General features: G+C 65.7%; 21 protein-coding genes. 13 read left to right on the forward strand and 8 right to left on the reverse strand.

The window, feature by feature from the left end:
- Positions 1 to 58: 58 nt before the first annotated feature.
- The 4 genes from HY57_RS16195 to HY57_RS16210 all read left to right on the forward strand — a co-directional run bounded on the left by HY57_RS16195 (position 59) and on the right by HY57_RS16210 (position 1,950).
- Positions 59 to 928, forward strand: a complete 870-nt coding sequence (locus HY57_RS16195; RefSeq protein ID WP_019464502.1) for an SPFH domain-containing protein — start codon at positions 59 to 61, stop codon at positions 926 to 928.
- The gene (locus tag HY57_RS16200; protein ID WP_019464501.1) at positions 918 to 1,109 is read left to right on the forward strand and encodes an Arc family DNA-binding protein; all 192 of its coding nucleotides are present in this window, start codon (positions 918 to 920) and stop codon (positions 1,107 to 1,109) included. The genes HY57_RS16195 and HY57_RS16200 overlap by 11 nt, the downstream gene beginning before the upstream one ends.
- Before the next feature lie 97 nt (positions 1,110 to 1,206).
- On the forward strand, positions 1,207 to 1,410 hold the full coding sequence (locus HY57_RS16205) for a hypothetical protein (protein WP_019464500.1): 204 nt from the start codon (positions 1,207 to 1,209) through the stop codon (positions 1,408 to 1,410).
- Between the two features lie 75 nt (positions 1,411 to 1,485).
- The gene (locus HY57_RS16210; protein ID WP_019464499.1) at positions 1,486 to 1,950 is read left to right on the forward strand and encodes a DUF1203 domain-containing protein; all 465 of its coding nucleotides are present in this window, start codon (positions 1,486 to 1,488) and stop codon (positions 1,948 to 1,950) included.
- Between the two features lie 3 nt (positions 1,951 to 1,953).
- Here the strand turns inward: HY57_RS16210 and HY57_RS16215 are convergent, their stop codons facing one another.
- The gene (locus HY57_RS16215) at positions 1,954 to 2,340 is read right to left on the reverse strand and encodes a DUF423 domain-containing protein (protein WP_019464498.1); all 387 of its coding nucleotides are present in this window, start codon (positions 2,338 to 2,340) and stop codon (positions 1,954 to 1,956) included.
- Between the two features lie 81 nt (positions 2,341 to 2,421).
- Here HY57_RS16215 and HY57_RS16220 point away from each other — a divergent pair, with 81 nt between their 5' ends.
- Both HY57_RS16220 and HY57_RS16225 read left to right on the forward strand, forming a co-directional pair.
- A complete protein-coding gene (locus tag HY57_RS16220) occupies positions 2,422 to 3,039 on the forward strand; it encodes an SCO family protein (RefSeq protein WP_019464497.1) in 618 nt (205 codons plus the stop codon).
- Complete coding sequence (locus tag HY57_RS16225; RefSeq protein WP_019464496.1) at positions 3,036 to 3,497, forward strand: copper chaperone PCu(A)C; 462 nt, start codon at positions 3,036 to 3,038, stop codon at positions 3,495 to 3,497. The genes HY57_RS16220 and HY57_RS16225 overlap by 4 nt, the downstream gene beginning before the upstream one ends.
- A gap of 207 nt (positions 3,498 to 3,704) precedes the next feature.
- Here HY57_RS16225 and HY57_RS16230 read toward each other — a convergent pair whose 3' ends face one another.
- From HY57_RS16230 to HY57_RS16260, 7 genes are all read right to left on the reverse strand, one after another.
- Entirely contained in the window at positions 3,705 to 4,568 is an 864-nt protein-coding gene (locus HY57_RS16230) for a cytochrome c oxidase assembly protein (RefSeq protein ID WP_019464495.1), read from the reverse strand.
- 99 nt (positions 4,569 to 4,667) lie between these two features.
- Positions 4,668 to 6,572 carry a GldG family protein gene (locus tag HY57_RS16235; RefSeq protein WP_026033790.1) on the reverse strand — a complete coding sequence of 635 codons (1,905 nt, stop codon included), beginning with the start codon at positions 6,570 to 6,572 and terminating at the stop codon, positions 4,668 to 4,670.
- A gap of 2 nt (positions 6,573 to 6,574) precedes the next feature.
- Positions 6,575 to 7,309, reverse strand: coding sequence for an ABC transporter permease subunit (locus tag HY57_RS16240; RefSeq protein ID WP_019464493.1), 735 nt, complete (start codon positions 7,307 to 7,309; stop codon positions 6,575 to 6,577).
- Positions 7,306 to 8,238: an ABC transporter ATP-binding protein gene (locus tag HY57_RS16245; protein WP_019464492.1), complete on the reverse strand. Its 933-nt coding sequence runs from the start codon at positions 8,236 to 8,238 to the stop codon at positions 7,306 to 7,308. The genes HY57_RS16240 and HY57_RS16245 overlap by 4 nt, the downstream gene beginning before the upstream one ends.
- A gap of 170 nt (positions 8,239 to 8,408) precedes the next feature.
- Positions 8,409 to 9,758 carry a hypothetical protein gene (locus tag HY57_RS16250; protein WP_019464491.1) on the reverse strand — a complete coding sequence of 450 codons (1,350 nt, stop codon included), beginning with the start codon at positions 9,756 to 9,758 and terminating at the stop codon, positions 8,409 to 8,411.
- Positions 9,759 to 9,984: 226 nt separating this feature from the next.
- On the reverse strand, positions 9,985 to 10,626 hold the full coding sequence (locus tag HY57_RS16255) for a response regulator (RefSeq protein ID WP_019464490.1): 642 nt from the start codon (positions 10,624 to 10,626) through the stop codon (positions 9,985 to 9,987).
- A 105-nt stretch (positions 10,627 to 10,731) separates the two neighbouring features.
- Complete coding sequence (locus tag HY57_RS16260) at positions 10,732 to 11,961, reverse strand: sensor histidine kinase (RefSeq protein ID WP_019464489.1); 1,230 nt, start codon at positions 11,959 to 11,961, stop codon at positions 10,732 to 10,734.
- Between the two features lie 211 nt (positions 11,962 to 12,172).
- On the opposite strand from HY57_RS16260, the gene HY57_RS16265 reads away from it, so the two are divergent.
- The 7 genes from HY57_RS16265 to HY57_RS16295 all read left to right on the forward strand — a co-directional run bounded on the left by HY57_RS16265 (position 12,173) and on the right by HY57_RS16295 (position 17,672).
- Entirely contained in the window at positions 12,173 to 12,793 is a 621-nt protein-coding gene (locus HY57_RS16265) for a GNAT family N-acetyltransferase (RefSeq protein ID WP_019464488.1), read from the forward strand.
- A gap of 8 nt (positions 12,794 to 12,801) precedes the next feature.
- Positions 12,802 to 13,578 (forward strand): septum site-determining protein MinC, encoded by a 777-nt coding sequence (gene minC, locus HY57_RS16270; RefSeq protein ID WP_430536849.1) that lies wholly within the window; start codon positions 12,802 to 12,804, stop codon positions 13,576 to 13,578.
- 43 nt (positions 13,579 to 13,621) lie between these two features.
- Positions 13,622 to 14,437 (forward strand): septum site-determining protein MinD, encoded by an 816-nt coding sequence (gene minD, locus HY57_RS16275; RefSeq protein ID WP_019466189.1) that lies wholly within the window; start codon positions 13,622 to 13,624, stop codon positions 14,435 to 14,437.
- 5 nt (positions 14,438 to 14,442) lie between these two features.
- Entirely contained in the window at positions 14,443 to 14,712 is a 270-nt protein-coding gene (minE, locus tag HY57_RS16280; RefSeq protein ID WP_019466188.1) for a cell division topological specificity factor MinE, read from the forward strand.
- Between the two features lie 73 nt (positions 14,713 to 14,785).
- Entirely contained in the window at positions 14,786 to 15,292 is a 507-nt protein-coding gene (locus HY57_RS16285) for a hypothetical protein (protein ID WP_026034089.1), read from the forward strand.
- Between the two features lie 236 nt (positions 15,293 to 15,528).
- Positions 15,529 to 16,899, forward strand: a complete 1,371-nt coding sequence (locus tag HY57_RS16290; protein WP_235186579.1) for an NfeD family protein — start codon at positions 15,529 to 15,531, stop codon at positions 16,897 to 16,899.
- Positions 16,900 to 16,922: 23 nt separating this feature from the next.
- The gene (locus HY57_RS16295) at positions 16,923 to 17,672 is read left to right on the forward strand and encodes a slipin family protein (RefSeq protein WP_019466185.1); all 750 of its coding nucleotides are present in this window, start codon (positions 16,923 to 16,925) and stop codon (positions 17,670 to 17,672) included.
- The last annotated feature ends 48 nt before the right edge of the window (positions 17,673 to 17,720 follow it).

Below are 17,720 nucleotides of genomic sequence, written 5' to 3' on the forward strand. Positions count from 1 at the left end.
TCCCTTGAAATTAGATATCAAATTGATATCTAATTTCTGCATCCAGGGAGAAACCACCATGAACGAGCAGCAAGGCTTTTCGACTTCCGGCATTCCCACCGTCGTCGTTGTCATCCTTCTCGCGCTGATCGGCCTGGCCTGCGAAGGCTACGGCCTGGTAAGCCAGCATCTGGGCTACGCGGCGCTGGGCGTGCTGATCCACATTATCGCCGTCTTCATGAGCAAGGGCTTCTTCCAGGTGGCCCCGAACGAGGGCCAGGTACTGCAGCTGTTCGGCAAATACCACGGCACCGTGCGTGAGGAAGGCCTGCGCTGGACCAACCCCTTCTGCAGCCGCCGCCGCGTCTCGCTGCGCGTGCGCAACTTCGAGAGCGGCAAGCTCAAGGTCAACGACAGCGACGGCAACCCCATCGAGATCGCCGCCGTGGTGGTGTGGCAGGTCATCGACACCGCCGAGGCCGTGTTCTGCGTGGACGACTACGAGAACTTCGTGACCATCCAGAGCGAGTCGGCGCTGCGCCAGATGGCGCAGAACTACCCCTACGATGCGCACGACGACGGCAAGCCCGCGCTGCGCAGCCACGGCGAGGTGATCAACAACCACCTGCGCGACGAAATCCAGGCGCGCCTGGACAAGGCCGGCGTGCGCGTCGTCGAGGCACGCATCAGCCACCTCGCCTACGCCCAGGAAATTGCCCAGGCCATGCTGCAACGCCAGCAGGCCAGCGCCATCGTGGCCGCGCGCGAACGCATCGTCGACGGCGCCGTCGGCATGGTGGCGATGGCGCTGGACCGCCTCAAGACGCAGGGCGTCGTGGAGCTGGACGAGGAGCGCAAGGCCGCCATGGTCAGCAATCTGCTGGTGGTGCTGTGCGGCGACCGCGCCACCCAACCGGTGGTGAACGCCGGCACGCTCTATGGCGGCTGAGAAGAAGGCCTACCCGCTACGCATCAGCGCTGCCGTACTCGAAGCCATGCAGCGCTGGGCCGACGACGATCTGCGCAGCGTCAACGCGCAGATCGAGTTCGTACTGCGCGAGGCGTTGCGCAAGCAGGGGCGCCTGAAGCGCGACACATCCGAACCCGTGCAGGACGACGAAGCCGACTGACGCCTCGAAGGCACCGCATTGATCCCCCTTCGACGGGACGTGAACGGCGCTGGCGCTAGCTTCTGTTCTCTATCACCCGTCGCCCGCGGAGAGCGCCATGACCCAGAACACCCCCTATCGTCCGCTGCCGGCAGGACCGGTGCTGTGCGACGACTGTTCGCGCGCGGGGGCAGAAGTCGAGATGGAACGCCAAGACGCGCTTCCGCCCGAGGCCAGGCGATGGTCGCGGGAGCACGACACCGCCTTGCAGAGCTATCGCTGCCCGGATTGCGAATCCATCCAGGTGTTCCGCATCGGTTGAAGGCAGCGCAAGAAGCGGATGGCGGGCAGCGTCGCGGAGCGGGAAGCTGAGAGGCATCCCCACGGAGTTCCCGTCATGCACTTCCGCATTACCGGCCTGCCCGCCGAACCCTTTGCCGAACTGTTCACCCTGTCCGATGAAGCCCTGTGGGAGCGTCGCGCCATGCGCGTGACGGCCGACCGCGCCCACGCCTATCCGTGCCGCGTCAGCCTGACCGATGCCGAGCCGGGGCAATCGCTGATCCTGCTCAACTACGAACACCAGCCGGCGAACTCGCCCTTCCGCTCGACCTATGCCATTTACATCCGCGAAGGCGAGCAACAGTTCGACCGCATGGACGACGTGCCCGATCAATTGCGCCGACGCCTGTTGTCGGTACGCGGCTTCGATGTACAAGGCATGCTTCGCGATGCCGATGTCGCCCAGGGCACGGCGCTGGAGCCGGTGATCGACCGCCTGTTCGCCGACGAGCAGATCGCCTACCTGCACATCCACATGGCCAAGCCCGGTTGCTATGCGGCCCGCGTGGACCGCGCCTGATGCTCAGTCCGTGGCGCGGCTGCCCCGCGCGGTCAACGCCACGCCGAGCGCCATCCACCCCACGATGAAGGCCACGCCGCCCAGCGGCGTGATGGCGCCGAACCAGCGTGGCGCACCCAGCGCCAGCGCGTAAAGACTGCCGCTGAAGAGCACGATGCCGATGGCGTAGGCGGCAACGGCGACGCGCGAGGCACGCCCGCCAGCCACCGTCACAGCAAACACCAGCGCCAGCGCGTGCCAGAAGTGGTAGCTCACCGCCGTATGCCACAGCTCCACGCCGCGCTCATCCAGCACACCGCGCAGCGCGTGCGCGCCAAAGGCGCCAAGGGCGACGGCGCTGGCACCTGCCAGCCCCACCAGCAGTCCCGTCGAAAAGGCAGGTTGTCGCATGGGTATCGCTCCTCGGCTTGCCGGGCTACGGCCGGGTGGCCAGTGTCGTATGCTGGCGGGATGACTCCCATCGATTCTCGCATGAAGCTTTGTCGCACCCGTCGCTGGCTGATGCTGTTGATGCTGGCGTTCGGCGCGCTGATCCTCGCCGGTTGCCATCGTGACGACGGGATCGAGTGGCGGCTCACCAATGTCTCCGGCCACATGCCGGACCTGGATTTTCATCTGGTCGACGACCACGGCAAGAACGTCAGCGGCCAGGATTACCGCGGCAAGGTGGTGCTGCTTTATTTCGGCTACACGCACTGCCCTGACGTGTGCCCCCTGACCCTGGCACAGCTGCACGTGGTCATGCAGCGGCTCGGGCCGCTGGCCGATGGCGCGCGCATCCTGTTCGTCAGCGTCGATCCGGCGCGCGACACGCCGGACGTCATGCACGCCTACGTCAATGCCTTTGACCCGCGCGCCGTCGGGCTGTCCGGGACGCCAGGCGAGGTCGAGGCACTGAGCAAGCGCTACCGCTCCGCGTTCACACGCGAACCCGATCGCGCCGACGGGCAGTACGAAGTGACGCACAGCTCGGCCATCTATCTGTTCGATGGTGAAGGCAAGGCGCGCCTGCTCGCCACGCCCAACAACCCGCAGGACGACATCGTCCACGACCTGCACCTGCTGCTGAGCCTGGGAACCCAGTCATGAGCCTTCGCACCACCTGCGCCCTGCCCTTCGTCGTGCTCGGCCTGATGTTCGCCACGGCGAGCCATGCCAACGAAGCCGAGCACATCCGCGCCAGCCAGGCGTGGATACGCGTGTTACCGGGCGATCTGCCTGCGGGCGCCTATGTCACGCTGGAAAACACGGGCGACCAGCCAGCCAGCCTGCGCGACGCGCATAGCGCCAGCTACGGCAGCGCCATGTTGCACCAGAGCAGCGGCGAAGGCGGCGTCAGTCGCATGTCCATGGTCGAAAGCCTTGCCATTCCCGCGCACGGCAAGGCGGAACTGTCGCCCGGCGGCTACCACCTGATGTTGATGCAGGCAAAGACGCCGGTGAAGCCCGGCGACACGATCAAGGTAACGCTCACCTTCGGCGATGGCAGCACGCTGGATGCCGACTTTGTCGCGCGGCCGGCCAATGCGACGGGCTTCAGTGGCTAACGCAACGCAGCGCTGACCTTTCTTACCTGAGGGAGCGCACCCTGTGCGCGACGCGGTGCAAGGTTCCCTCCAGGACCGGTTGCGCCAGCACAACGCTTTCAGCATGCACCTGACCAACTCGGACATCGCACACTGGGGCAAGCCCCCTGCGCTGCGGTCGCGCACAGGGTGCGCTCCCACCAAGAGCCCTACCATGCCGCGCTGCCACTACTGCTGCGCTGTGGCAGGCATCCGCCTTGCGGGCCACGGCTTGCGCCGGATGCGCCCGCTGCGCGACAGGCGCAGCCACTGGCGCATGGCGAGCAGGCCACCGATGGACTCGATCAGCGCCGCCGGCACCCACATGATCACGCCGCCCACCAGCTGGGCGGTGAGCACGTTGAAGGTGAACGCGCGGCCGCAGATCTCGAAGATCGGATAAAGATCGGCCTTGGAGAACGTGACGATCGCACCGGCAAGGATCTGCGGCGTCATGGTGATGCCCGGCGACAGCACGCGGATGCCCGGCGTCATGCGTCCCGGTGGACGCGGACGGTGATCGAGCACCAGCCACCAGTAGGTGAAACCGCTGGCCAGCATCGACCAGTTCATGAAGCGGTAGATGCGCCAGTCCAGCATGGCGAGCGTCTGCATCGACGGCACCAGCCATATCAGGATGAAGGCAACGAACACCACCGTGGCCACGGCCGGGTTGCACCACACGGCGCTGGCCATGCGCCATGGCCACGAGCGCCGTACCGGGCGCAGCAGGCGCAAGCGCCAGCGGAACGGCAGGCCCTTGTGCAGCACGGTGCCCGGATACGAGGCGATGATCAGCAGCGGCGCCAGATGATGCAGCAGGATCTGCTGGATGCGATGCATGAAGAATTCATGCTCGAAGAAATAGTCCAGGTACGTGTGCAGCGACACATAGACCAGCAGCATGCCGGTCCAGAACGACAGGCGCCGCCCGATGCTGACGTGAAGCCGGCGGCTGCCACGAACATAGAGCACGCAACACCCGATGAAAGACAGCAGGAAGACCCAGGAGAACTCCCAGGGCACGATCCACTTGAGCACGCTTGCCATCATCGAACAAACCTGCGCCGGGTCAGCGGTGACCCGCCATCATACGCCCCGCCACCGCATCCACGGCACGAGGCTGCGACACATCACCGCCGTCGATGGCACTCATGCGCGACCCCGCCGGCTGCGCCGGGAGCGGCGCCAGCCGTAGAGCAGGCCAACGATGGTCACGATCGAGGGGATCAGCACGATATTGATGAACTTCAGGCGCAGGCCGAGCGCATCGATCTCCGCATTGAACTGGTGCTGCACGTCGCGCAGTTGCTTGTTGATCTGCAGCTGGCGCTGCAGGAACTGCTCGATCTCCGCGCGCTGCTCCGGCGTCGCGCTATCGCTGCGACCGGCCGATTTGGCCGGCTGCAACTCGGCCAGGCGCGTGCGGGTGACCGCCAGTTCCCGCTGCAGCTCCTGCTTCTTGGCGAGGAACTTCTGGTCGGCGGCGCTTTGCAGGGCAAGCACACGGGTGAACGGACGCTGCGAGCTGACCCGTCCGTGGATGGAAAGCAGGGCCGACGAGCCGCTCAGGTTGTCCGCGATGTTGGTGATCAGGTCGCCGTTGTTGGCGATGGCGCTCAGCTGCGGCTGACCGAGCAGGCTTTGTGCGTACGACACCCACAGGCGGTCGCTCAGCAGGTCGGTATCGCCAACCAGGATCACCTCGGTGCTGGCGTTGGCGCCGGCCAGATGCCCCTGCTCGTTCGAGCGCTCCGGGAAGGCGCTGGGAAACTGGCCGCGCACGCGGGCCGCGATCACGTAGTGGACGTTGTCGGGCTTGTAGTTATCGAGCAGCGCCGCCGGGTTGTTGATCGACTCGCGCACGCGCTGGCTCGGCACCACCTCGGCATCGGTGGTTGACTGCATCAACGGCACCAGCCGCGACGGCGTGCCCTGCGCAAGATCGAAATAGCCCACGCTGGATACGTTGATGCGCTGCAGGCTGGCCGTGGTCACGTCGTCGTGGTTGAGCTCCGGCTGGCCCAGGCCGAGCATGGCCGGATGGCTCATGGAGCTGTTGTCCGCCAGCTCGATGCGCAACGCGCGGGAGCGGTCGAGCACGACCTTTTGCGGGTCGTACTGCACGCCCCAGGCGCTGAACAGGCGCGACAGGTTCGAATTGTGGTCGTCGGTGACGCCGTTGCTGTCGACGAACGGCGTGTTGTCCATCTCCGCCACGGGGTCGACGAACACCACCAGGTGCCCACCGTTAAGCACGTACTGGTCGATGGCGTACAGCGCATCGGCCGGCAGGTGCTTGGGATGGATCACCAGCAAGGCCTTGATGTCGCCATCGATGTGCTTGAGCTTCGCAGGATCGAGCGTCTTCACGTCGAACTGCTGCGACAGCTGGCGCATCACCGTCCAGGGCTCTTCGCCGATCACGGGATTGCCCTGCACGGGCAGGCTGCTGATCACCCCGATATGCGGCTTGGACGGCTGGTCCAGCTCGTACAGCAGCTTAGCGATGTCGTACTCGAGGAAGGTCTCGCGCGAAGGATCGAACAACGGAATCGCCTGCACCTTCTTGGGCAGGCGATCCTCGCCTTCGGTATCGATGTCGGCATCGGCGCTGGAAGACAAGGTGCTGCCCACCAGGCCGAAGAACACCCGCTCGCCATTGGTGCCGCCGTTGATCGGCGACAGGCCGTAACCTTCGGCGCTGGCTTCGTCGTCCGAGTACGGTACGGGGTCGACGATCTTCAGGCGTATCCGCCCGTGCGAGCGCGCCACCATCTCCTGCAGCATCTCCGCCACGCGCTGTTCGTAGGTGCGCAGCTGCGGCAGGTCGCGCGTGGCATGGCTGGAGAAGTAGAGCGTCAGGCGCAGCGGAGCGTGCAAGCCTTCGACGATATGCACGGTACCCGGGGTAAGCGTGTAGAGCTTGTCGGAGGTGAGGTCCACGCGCCCCATGCGCCAACGGCTGCTGGCAAGCACGAAGATGACGAACAGCGTGGCCAGCACGGCCACGGCGGACAGCAGCACCACGCGACGGCTGAAGTGAATGCGCCTCATGCTCACGGCGTCCGCTTCAGGTCGAGCGTGAGCACGCCGGCGGTAAGCCAGGCGGTCATGCTCGCGAGGAAATACAACAGGTCACGCAGGTCCAGCACGCCGCGCGATATCGCCTCGAAGTGGCGCACCATGCTCAGGTGCGCCAGCGCGTTCACCAGCCTGCGCGGCATCGCCCCCTGGAAGAACTCCATCACCTGCGGCTGCCCGACCAGGATCAGCAGGAAGCACACCACCAGGGTCAACACAAAGGCCACCACCTGGCTCTGCGTCACGGCGGACAGGCAGGCACCGATGGCCAGGAAAGCACCCGCCATGAGCCAGCTGCCGATGTAGCCGGCCAGGATCACGCCGTTGTCCGGTGAACCGAGGTAGTTCACGGTGATCCAGATCGGAAAGGTCAACACCAGCGCCAGCCCGATGAACATCCATGCGGCGAGGAACTTGCCAAGCATCGCCTGCGCCAGCGTGAGCGGCAGGCTCATCAACAGTTCCAGCGTGCCGCCCTTGGCCTCTTCCGCCCACATGCGCATCGACACCGCCGGCACCAGCACAAGATAGAGCCAGGGGTGCATCACGAAGAACGGCTGCAGGTCGGCCTGCCTGCGCTCGTAGAAATCTCCCGCGTAGAACGTGAGGATGCCGGACAGCACCAGGAAGATCACCAGGAACACGTACGCCACCGGCGTCACGAAGTAGCTGCGCAATTCGCGACGCGTCACCGCTGCGATCGGGCTCATTCCCTGTTCTCCGCGCCCATGGTGATCTGGCGGAACACCTCGTCCAGGCGCCCGCGTTCCAGCTGGATTTCCGACACTTCGAGCCCCTGCTGGCGCAGCAGCGTTTCCACCGGTTCAAGGATGCGCTCACCCGTCCGCGGGAAAACCGTGATGCGGCCATCCATCGGATCGACTTCGATCGATGCGACCTGCGGCAGCCGCCCCAGCATCTCCTGGGATACTCCGCTGCCCGGTGCGCTGAACGACACCGCGCCGTGATAGCGGGAACGCGACTCGAGCTCCGCCGGCGTGGCGTCGACCATCAGGCGCCCATTGGCAATGATCACCACGCGATTGCAGAGCGCGTGCACTTCTTCCAGCAGATGCGTGGAGATGAGGATGGTGCGGTCGCGTGCCATCTGGTCGATCAGCTGGCGCACGGTGTGCTTCTGGTTCGGGTCCAGGCCATCCGTGGGCTCGTCGAGCATCAGCACTTGCGGGTTGTGCACGATGGCCTGCGCCAGGCCCACGCGGCGCTTGAGGCCCTTCGACAAAGTGTCGATGCACTGGTCGAGCACGCCCTCAAGCTGCAAACCACCGACCACGCGCTCGAAACGCCGGTAGCCTTCGTCGCGCTGCAGGCCACGCATGCGGATGATGAAGGTAAGGAACTCGCGCACCGTCAGCTCGCCATAGCTGGGCGCGCCCTCAGGCAGGTAACCCAGCGCACGCTTGGCCTTAAGGGGCTCCTTGCGCACGTCGTAGCCGCAAACACGCGCCGTGCCGGAACTGGGCGCCAGGAACCCGGCGATCATGCGCATCGCGGTGGTCTTGCCGGCGCCGTTGGGGCCGAGCAGGCCGAGCACCTGCCCCGGTTCGGCGCGGAAACTCAGCGAGTCCACTGCCGTCAGGGCGCCATAGCGACGAGTGAGCTGTTCGGTTTCGATCATGTCCTGTGAAATCGTATGGCATGCATTTGCTGCACGCGTGTCGCGGGCCCCACCTGCGACTGGACCCGCACTGTAACCGAAAAGTTCGCCGGAACCGGGCCGTGCGGCGCGCAAAAACAAAAAGGCCCTTCGCGAGGAAGGGCCTTTTCGATGCTTGCCGTTTGGGCGGCTTACTTGCCGGCGGTACCGGCTGCGGCCGGAGCGGCAGCCGTGCCCGACGCGGCCGGAGCCTGGTCGCTGCTGTCGTCGAGCGACGGCGGCTTGATGCCGGCAGCCTGTTCCGGGGTCTGATCCGGGGCCCAGCTCAGCGGCAGGTACACGTCGTACTCGGCGTACTGCTTCACTTCGTCGCCCTGCTTCACTTCCGGCTTGGCCTGGATGTCGTAGAAGCGGCCCACCACTTCGTCGAACTTGTAGCCGTGGGTCTGGGCATAGGCCTTCATCAGGTCGCGGGTCTGCGGCACGCCGGCGGCGGTACCGTTCCACACGGCCTTGAGGGCCGGGCCACCGAAGGCAAGGAAGGCGCGCACGTCGTTGTCGATGATCAGGCGGCCGAAGCGGTCATGGCCACCCGGAGCGGTGTCGCCGGCGTTGGCGCTGCTGGCGTCAGCGGCGGTGCTGGCCGCGGCGGCGTTCAGGTCGGGCGCCTTGGCAGCGGTCAGTTCCACCGTCTGGCCGGCGACGCTCAGGCTGGTCGCGCTGATCGGCATGGCCACGTCGAAGGTGTAGTTCTGGTCGCCGTAGTTCGTGGTGTAGATGATGCGCGGACCGGTGGTGGTCACGCCCAGCTTCTTGGCGGCAGCCTGGATCTGGCTGATAGCCTTGTTCGTGGCGTCATCGAGGGCCTCGAGGCCGCCCTTGCGCTCGATCGAGCTCGACACCACCAGGACCGGAGTCGGCTGGGTCTGCTCGATATACGGGATCAGCTTGGTGTAGTCGACGTTCTGCACGCCGGCCAGCACGTTCTGCAGGTTGTTCAGGGTGGACTGGACGAACACGTCCGGATCACCGTGGATGTACAGGTTGGAGTAGCGGTTGATCAGGTTGAAACCGTAGTCGACGTCATACGACCAGGTCACCTTGGTCAGCTGACCGCGGCTGCCGTTGCGCTCCAGGTCGACCGTGAAGTGCTTGTCGTTGCCACGCCAGTCGTTGTCGATGTTCCAGACAAGGGTGGCCTTCTTGGCGGTCGAATCGACCTTGTCGAAGCTCGGATCGGCCGAGGCGATGGTGAACTTGCCGGTACCGACCTTGCCGTCATCGCTGGCCCAGGAGATTTCGGCACCGGGGCCATAGGCCTTGCCGGAGAAGTCGAACTTGATGTTGCGGTCAGCGTCACGCTGCTCGGAGTACTCCGGGAAGCGGCGGAAGTTGCTCAGCACGTCATAGACCTGACGCATGTCCTTGCCGATGACCAACGATCGTTCGATATGACCGTTGCCGGGCATCACCACGCCCACCACCACCGCCGCCACTGCGACGATGATCAGGGCCACAATAAATTCAAGAACACGCATCATTCCGGGATTCTCCGCACGTCTCTCTGTATACGGCACAAGGGCAGTCGCCGGAGACCGGCCCGCCACGGGAGATTCCCGAAGAATCACTGCATGAACGGGGGTCGGCCAGCGCCGAAGCCACCGATACTACTTGCTCGCGCGCCCGAACGCCATCCGGCCGTAAAGACTGCCCGACAGGGGCCTTCCAGACGCCTGCGAATGGCGTCAGGCAAGGCCCCGCAAGGGATCAGACGATGCCCAGCTCCAGTGCCTTCAGCACCGCGCGGGTACGGTCACGCACCCCCAGCTTGGAGAGGATGTTGGAAACGTGGTTCTTCACCGTCCCCTCCGCCACTTTCAGGGAGTTGGCGATCTCCTTGTTGCTGTAGCCGCCGGACAGCAGGCGCAGGATCTCGGTCTCGCGCTCGGTCAGGGGGTCGGGCTGCTCCAGGCTGGTGAACTGGTTCTGCATGCGGCCGACCCCGGCCAGCAGGCGCTGGGTGACCATGGGTGCCACCAGCGAGCCGCCGGCGGCCACGGTACGGACAGCCTCCACCAGTTGCTCCAGCGAGACGTCCTTGAGCAGGTAGCCGCGGGCGCCGGCCTTCAGGCCCTGCAGCACGAGCTGGTCGTCGTCGAAGGTGGTGAGGATGATGGTGGGCGGCAGTTCGTTGCGGGCGGACAGCGCCTGCAACACTTCCAGGCCGCTCATGTTGGGCATGCGCAGGTCCAGCAGTACCACGTCGGGTTTCACCCGCGGGATGTCCTGGACGGCCTGGGCGCCATCGGCGCATTCGGCCACCACGCGGATATCCTCCGCCAGGTCGAGCAGTGAACGGACACCTTGGCGAACCAGGTTCTGGTCGTCAACGAGACAGACGGAAATCATCGCGAATCCTCGAAACGTTGGTGGCCAGCGTGCGATGCCCGCGGCCAACGGGGAGAACGATGCTGCTATCCAAGCAGCACATTTTGACACGACCTCCCGGCAAGGCTACAGCATGCCCAAAGCCGGGGGTTCGAACCGTGACGGCGTGTGCGCCAGCTCCTGGACCTCGCCCAGCGGCAGGCGCACGGTCAGCGCAAACCCTTGCTGGAGCGCGGCTTCGACGGTGACGCTGCCGTCGAACTCGGCCAGCCGCTCGCGCATGCCCGACAGGCCGTTGCCCGGCCGGAAATTCACCGCGCCGCGGCCGTCGTCGCGGGCATACAGTTCCAGCAGGTTGGCGTTGATGTAATCGAAGCGCAGCCACAGGTTGCGGGCGCCGGCATGGCGCGCCGTATTGGTGATGATTTCCTGCGCGCAGCGCAGCAGTACCTGGGCGCGGCGCGGATCTTCCACGCTGAAGCGCGGCGGCGTCTGCATGTGGACGCCCAGGCCCGGCACGCCCTCGGTCAGGCTGCGCAGCGCCAGGGTCAGGTCGATGGCGTCGTCCTGGCGCAGCTCGCTCACCACCTCGCGAACGTCCGACAGCAGGTGCTTGGCAGTCACCTGCGCCTTCTGCACGTGCTCCGCCGCCTGTGCGTTCACCAGATGGCTGGCCACTTCCAGGTTCAGGCTGAGCGCCGTCAGGTGATGGCCGACCAGGTCGTGCAGGTCGCGAGCGATGCGCATGCGCTCGGCGATGCGGGTGGACTCGGCCAGCAATGCACGGGTGGCGCGCAGCTCGGAATTGAGCCGGCGCTGCACCTCGCGCTCCTCGGCCTGCAGGCTGGCGATCATCGAGGTGAAGAACACCAGCGCCGAGATGCCCAGGTACATGCAGACCTGCAGGAAGGCAGTCACGATCGTCCAGCCCATGTAGCTGGCGATGATGGGAATCAGCATCAGGTTCTGCAGCAGCATCCAGGCCAGCCCTGCCCCCACCGGCAGCTGCCAGGGCAGCACCACGGCGATCACCAGCATGAGCATGGCCGACAGGCCGCTCTGGCTGAACCAGCCCATGGCCACCGCCGAACCGGTGAGCACGACCAGCCCGAACAGCTGGGCGACGGAGGGATACCCCGTCTGCCGCGTCATGCCCGACCGCCGCGTCAGCAGCAGGTAGGTCACGCCAAAGATCAGGTAGGAGAGGATCCAGCCCGTGATGTTCGGGTTGCTCCACCAGGCGCTGACCTCCGCCAGCCCTCCGGGACCGGAAAGCAGCGGCAGGGCGACGCACAGGTACGTGAACAGGCCAGCGTACCGGAGCAGCCGGATGTGATTAATGTTTGACCAGGCCATACGCGCATCATTAGCCAGCGGCAGGCGTGGTGCAATGCGTGAGAAGTCACTCCCCCACCCCTGCCGAAAGGCACGCCTGTTGGCGCTTTACAAAGGTTTTACATGGTGCGCCGTGTTATGTGCGGCCGCCGGACGCATGTCATAATGCGCGCCGAAACCTGGGGCCGCTTCAACGGTCTTGTCACTCGAACCACACACAGCGGAGCAACGAATGGCCCTTGCCATCCGCGACGTGCGAGAGCACGACCTGGATGCCGTACTGGCGCTCAACAACGCCGCCGGCCGCACCATCCTCGCCCTGGACGCGGCTCAGCTGCGCTACTTCTACGAACACGCGGATTATTTTCGCGTGGCCGAGATCGATGGCCACCTGGCCGGGTTCCTCATTGCCCTGCGCGAAGGCCGGGACTACGACAGCCCGAACTATCTCTGGTTTGCCGAGCACTACCCGCAGTTCGCCTACATCGACCGCATCGTCATCGCCAACGCCTACCGTCGCCACGGGCTGGGTCGCATCTTCTATTGCGACGTCACCAGCTTCGCCGAGGTGCGCGTGCCGCTGCTGACCTGCGAAGTGTTCCTGGAGCCGCGCGACGACGTGGTGGTGCTGTTCCACGGCACCTATGGCTTCCAGGAAGTGGGCCAGCAACGCATGGGCACCGAAGGCCCGCAGGTGAGCCTGCTCGCCAAGGACCTTCCGAGTTATGCTTTCGTGCGTGAAACCTACCTGGACCACGACGGCCTGCCCGATGTGCCGTGGCTGGCCGAACGCCAGCGCCCCGTCCACCCCGATACCCCCCAGCGCCGCCTCGCGGGAGAGCGGCGCCCGTGAATGCACGAATGGATACACAAGAAGCCTGTGACCTGCGCTTTGGCCAGGTCGGCATAGCCAACGTACGTATCAAGCGAATTGACGCCGCCGCCCTCTGCGAAGAACTGGAACGGCGCGTGCGCACCGCACCGCAATTGTTCTCCCGCGCTGCCGTGGTGCTGGACCTGAGCCACCTGCTGCACCTGCCTGACGACGGCACGGTCGACGCCCTGCTCGAAGCGGTGCGCAGCGCCGGCATGCTGCCCGTGGGCCTGGCCTACGGCACCAGCGAAGTCGACGCGCTGTCCCAACGCATGGGCCTGCCGCTGATCGCCAAGTTCCGCGCCGCCTACGAGCCGGCCGACGGCGGCAGCATCGCGCCGCCCGCCCCGGCGGCGGCCGCTCCGGCGCCCGCGCCGGAACCGCCCCGTCGTGCCGAACCCGTGCGACAGGAACCCGCGCCCGCCGCCGGCCCGGCGCTGGGTGCGCAGCACGTCGACGGCACCGTGCGTTCCGGCCAACAGGTGTACGCACGCGACCGCGATCTGGTGGTCACCGGCACCATCGCCAACGCAGCCGAAGTGATCGCCGACGGCAGCATCCACATCTACGGCAGCCTGCGCGGCCGTGCGATGGCCGGCGCACAGGGCGATGAGAAAGCGCGCATATACATTTCGAACTTCCACGCGGAACTGGTGGCCATCGCCGGCCACTACCGCGTGTTCGAACAAATTCCAAAGGACCTGGAAGGCCAGTCTGTGCGATGCTGGCTCGAAGGGGAAAAACTGCTGATCGCCAAGCTGTGACGATCGCCAATTACTACAACAAAGCATTACGCGGAGATGAGCCTTGACTGCTGAGATTATCGTTGTCACCTCGGGCAAGGGTGGCGTGGGCAAAACCACGACCAGCGCCTCGCTTGCCACGGGCCTTGCCATTGCCGGCAAGAAAGTCGCGGTGATCGATTTCGACGTCGGCCTGCGCAACCTCGACCTGATCATGGGCTGCGAACGTCGCGTGGTGTACGATTTCGTCAACGTCGTGCACGGCGAAGCCACGCTCAAGCAGGCACTGATCAAGGACAAGCGCTACGAGAGCCTGTACGTCCTGGCCGCCAGCCAGACGCGCGACAAGGACGCCCTCACCCAGGAAGGCGTCGAGAAGGTGCTCGAGGACCTTGGCAAGGAAGGCTTCGACTACGTCGTCTGCGATTCGCCGGCCGGCATCGAAAAGGGTGCACACCTGGCGATGTACTTCGCCGACCACGCCGTGGTGGTGGTGAACCCGGAAGTGTCCTCGGTGCGCGACTCGGACCGCATCCTGGGCCTGCTCTCCAGCAAGACCCGCCGCGCCGAGCGTGGCGACGGCGCCATCAAGCAGCACCTGCTGCTGACCCGCTACAACCCGGCCCGCGTGGCCGTGGGTGAGATGCTGAGCGTGAAGGACGTCGAGGAAATCCTCGGCATCAACGTGGTCGGCGTCATCCCCGAATCCGAAAACGTGCTGGCCGCATCCAATGCGGGCGTGCCGGTGATCCTGGACGACAACTCGCACGCCGGGCAGGCCTATAGCGACACGGTTGCCCGCATCCTCGGCGAGGAACGCGCCATGCGCTTTCTCGACGCGCCCAAGAAGGGCTTCTTCCAGCGCGTATTCGGAGGCTGATCGCGATGGGTATTCTTGATTTCCTGAAGCGCAAGCCGGAACCCACCGCTTCCGTCGCCAAGGAGCGTCTTCGCATCATCGTGGCCCAGGAGCGCTCCACCCGGGGCGCACCTGACTACCTGCCGTTGCTGCGCAACGAGCTGCTCGAAGTGATCAAGAAATACGTCCACGTCGACCTCGAAGCCATCAACATCAACGTCGAGCGCGACAGCGGACACGAAATCCTCGAGCTTTCGGTAGCGCTGCCCGAACACGCCGAAGCCAAGCCCGGCTGATGATGTCGTGGCGCGGCATCGCCGCGCCACCTTAGCCTTGCCGCCGCCGCGAACCGGCGGCGGTTTTCATCCCATGTCAGTCCCCTCCTCTCCCAACGAAGCAAGTGTGATGCGCCTGGCCGAAACCGGCTTCGAGGCGCCTGCCCGCCTGCTCGCACGCTACGGGCTCACGCTGGAACGCGTGGCGTCCGGCACGGCCATTCCCGGCAGCTTCTGGGGCGAGGAAGAGGCCGGCATCATCGGCACCACGGTCTACGCCCGCGACGACACGCCGGTGCATTCACTGCTGCATGAAGCCGGTCACCTCATCGTGCTGCCGCCCGAGCGGCGCAGCGTCGTGCACACCGACGCCACCGACTCCATCGACGAGGAAGACGCCACCTGCTACCTGCAGATCGTCCTGGCCGATGAACTGCCCGGCGTCGGACGCGTGCGCCTGATGAGCGACATGGACGCCTGGGGCTACAGCTTCCGGCTGGGTTCCGCGCAGGCGTGGTTCGAGCAGGATGCGGGGAATGCGCGGCTGTGGTTGATCGACCATGGGCTGCTGGATCAGGAAGGGCGGCCGGTTTTCAGCTGAGGGCATACTCGGCGCTTTTCGCTCCATGATGGCAAAGTCACTGGATCCCTGCCTTCGCAGGGATGACGGTGAGGGTTTCCTGACTGCTTTCGGTCTGGCCGAACACACCACGCTCGTCATCCCTGCGAAAGCAGGGATCCAGTGACTTTGCTCTCCCCCGCGCCCCGCCTCACGCCTCACGCCAGCAAAACATCCCCTGGCGCAATGTGATGCCGCCCCTCTCGAGGAGGCACGGTGTGACGCAAAGGCTCGTGACATGGCTCTGTACGCTGTTGGCAATGATGCTGGCCGCGACCATGGCGACCGGCAACACGGAGGGTGTTGCTCCGCGTTCCTCCGGTTTCGTGGCGCGCATCGATCTTTCCGGCCCCATTGGCCCCGCCGCAGCGGAATACGTTGACGACAGCCTGCACCGCGCCACGCGCGACGGCGCCGCGGCCATCGTGCTGCAGCTGGATACGCCGGGCGGCCTGTCCGATTCGATGCGGCAGATCATCGCCAGCATCCTCGCGGCCCAGCGGCCTGTCATCGGCTATGTCGCGCCGGGCGGTGCCCGCGCCGCCTCGGCGGGCACGTACATTCTCTATGCCTGCCCGGTGGCAGCGATGGCGCCCGCCACGCACGTCGGCGCGGCAACGCCGGTATCGCTGGGCGGCAACAGCCCGTTGCCGTCGCCCAATCCGCCCGCGCCCTCCGGCAGCGCGGCCGTCACGCCATCATCCGACGCCGAAGCAAACAAGGTGCTCAACGATGCCATTGCCTCCCTCCGTTCGCTCGCGCAGCTCAATGGTCGCAATGCCGACTGGGCAGCCAAGGCCGTGCAAGGCGCCGCCACGCTGACGGCCGATGAAGCGGTACAGATGCATGTGGCCGACCTGATCGCCCCTGATATCCCTACCCTGCTGGCTCGCCTTGAGGGACGGCACGTCCACGTCGCCGGACAGGACGTCGTCCTGCACCTCACTGGCCTTCCCTTGCGAGACTACGCGCCGAACTGGCGCACGCACCTGCTGGGGCTGGTGACCCACCCCACCATCGCCTACCTGCTCCTCCTCGCAGGCATGTACGGGCTGGTGCTCGAAGCTTTCCATCCCGGCGTGTTCCTGCCGGGCGTGGCGGGCGCCATCTGCCTGCTGGTCGGGCTTTATGCCTTGCAGCTGCTGCCGGTCAATTACGCCGGACTTGCGCTGATGCTGCTGGGCATCGGGCTGGTACTCGCGGAGGCGGTGATGCCATCGGTGGGCGCCATTGGCATCGGCGGCGTCATCGCCTTCGTGATCGGCTCAATCATGCTGTTCGACACCGGCGTGCCCGGCTACTCAGTGAACCTGGGCGTGATCGCCGGCATCGCCTTGGGCGCCGTAGCCGTGCTTGGTGTGCTGCTGCGACTGGTCGCGCGCTCGCGGCGGGCCCGCGCTTTCAACGGCGATATGCAGATGTTGCTGGCCACCGGCGAACTGACGCAGCCCATCGATGCGCACGGCGACGGCTGGGCGCGCATCGGCGGGGAGCAGTGGCGCGTGCATTGTGAATCCAGCCTGCCCGTGGGAACGCGCGTGCGCGTGGTGGGACGCGATGGCTTGCTGTTGCGCGTCACGCGCGCCTGAGGTTGACCACAGAGGAGATGCGTATGTTCGGCTTCGTCGGCGTCATCGTGATCTGGTGCATAGCGCTGGTGTTTCTGGCCATCAAGGTGTTGCCCGAGTACCAACGCGGCGTGGTGCTCACGCTGGGGCGCTATACAGGCACCAAGGGACCGGGGCTGTTCGTGCTGATACCCGTCGTGCAACGCATGATGCGCGTGGACCTGCGCGTCACTGTGATGGATGTGCCGCCGCAGGACGTGATCTCGCGCGACAACGTCTCCGTGCGCGTGAATGCGGTGGTCTATTTCCGCGTGGTGGAGCCGGACAAGGCGATCCTGCAGGTCGCGGACTTCTTCCAGGCCACCAGCCAGCTCGCGCAAACCCGCCTGCGTTCGGTGCTGGGCCAGCACGACCTGGACGACATCCTCTCGCAGCGCGATTCGATCAACCACAGCCTGCAGCAGATCCTCGATGACGCCACGGATCCCTGGGGCATCAAGGTCAGCAATGTGGAAATCAAGGACGTGGACCTCAACGAAACCATGGTCCGCGCCATTGCGCGCCAGGCGGAGGCCGAGCGCGAACGCCGCGCCAAGGTGATCCACGCCGACGGCGAACTGCAGGCCGCCGAGAAACTGCGCGACGCCGCCGCCCTGCTGGCACAGCAGCCGCAGGCACTGCAGCTGCGCTACATGCAGACCGCGGCGGACATGGCCAGCGGCGGCAAGGCATCGACGGTGTTTTTCCCGTTGCCGTTGGATCTGGTGAAGCCGTTGATCGACCGATTGAGTTGAGCCCTCAGGCACGCAACTGTGGGAGCGCACCCTGTGCGCGACCGCGGA

Origin of the sequence: Dyella japonica A8 (genome assembly GCF_000725385.1) — a bacterium.
In the GTDB taxonomy this organism is placed as follows: Bacteria; Pseudomonadota; Gammaproteobacteria; order Xanthomonadales; family Rhodanobacteraceae; genus Dyella; species Dyella japonica_C.

Excerpts from the sequence above, each read along its gene's own strand:
- HY57_RS16235 (WP_026033790.1), bottom strand. The coding sequence starts at position 6,572 with ATGAGGCGCATTCACTTCAGCCGTCGCGTGGTGCTGCTGTCCGCCGTG.
- HY57_RS16205 (WP_019464500.1), top strand. The coding sequence starts at position 1,207 with ATGACCCAGAACACCCCCTATCGTCCGCTGCCGGCAGGACCGGTGCTG.
- HY57_RS16225 (WP_019464496.1), top strand. The coding sequence starts at position 3,036 with ATGAGCCTTCGCACCACCTGCGCCCTGCCCTTCGTCGTGCTCGGCCTG.
- HY57_RS16220 (WP_019464497.1), top strand. The coding sequence starts at position 2,422 with ATGAAGCTTTGTCGCACCCGTCGCTGGCTGATGCTGTTGATGCTGGCG.
- HY57_RS16265 (WP_019464488.1), top strand. The coding sequence starts at position 12,173 with ATGGCCCTTGCCATCCGCGACGTGCGAGAGCACGACCTGGATGCCGTA.
- HY57_RS16250 (WP_019464491.1), bottom strand. The coding sequence starts at position 9,758 with ATGATGCGTGTTCTTGAATTTATTGTGGCCCTGATCATCGTCGCAGTG.
- HY57_RS16285 (WP_026034089.1), top strand. The coding sequence starts at position 14,786 with ATGTCAGTCCCCTCCTCTCCCAACGAAGCAAGTGTGATGCGCCTGGCC.
- HY57_RS16200 (WP_019464501.1), top strand. The coding sequence starts at position 918 with ATGGCGGCTGAGAAGAAGGCCTACCCGCTACGCATCAGCGCTGCCGTA.
- minC (WP_430536849.1), top strand. The coding sequence starts at position 12,802 with ATGGATACACAAGAAGCCTGTGACCTGCGCTTTGGCCAGGTCGGCATA.
- HY57_RS16295 (WP_019466185.1), top strand. The coding sequence starts at position 16,923 with ATGTTCGGCTTCGTCGGCGTCATCGTGATCTGGTGCATAGCGCTGGTG.
- HY57_RS16230 (WP_019464495.1), bottom strand. The coding sequence starts at position 4,568 with ATGATGGCAAGCGTGCTCAAGTGGATCGTGCCCTGGGAGTTCTCCTGG.
- minE (WP_019466188.1), top strand. The coding sequence starts at position 14,443 with ATGGGTATTCTTGATTTCCTGAAGCGCAAGCCGGAACCCACCGCTTCC.
- HY57_RS16210 (WP_019464499.1), top strand. The coding sequence starts at position 1,486 with ATGCACTTCCGCATTACCGGCCTGCCCGCCGAACCCTTTGCCGAACTG.
- HY57_RS16195 (WP_019464502.1), top strand. The coding sequence starts at position 59 with ATGAACGAGCAGCAAGGCTTTTCGACTTCCGGCATTCCCACCGTCGTC.
- HY57_RS16215 (WP_019464498.1), bottom strand. The coding sequence starts at position 2,340 with ATGCGACAACCTGCCTTTTCGACGGGACTGCTGGTGGGGCTGGCAGGT.
- HY57_RS16255 (WP_019464490.1), bottom strand. The coding sequence starts at position 10,626 with ATGATTTCCGTCTGTCTCGTTGACGACCAGAACCTGGTTCGCCAAGGT.
- HY57_RS16245 (WP_019464492.1), bottom strand. The coding sequence starts at position 8,238 with ATGATCGAAACCGAACAGCTCACTCGTCGCTATGGCGCCCTGACGGCA.
- HY57_RS16240 (WP_019464493.1), bottom strand. The coding sequence starts at position 7,309 with ATGAGCCCGATCGCAGCGGTGACGCGTCGCGAATTGCGCAGCTACTTC.
- HY57_RS16260 (WP_019464489.1), bottom strand. The coding sequence starts at position 11,961 with ATGGCCTGGTCAAACATTAATCACATCCGGCTGCTCCGGTACGCTGGC.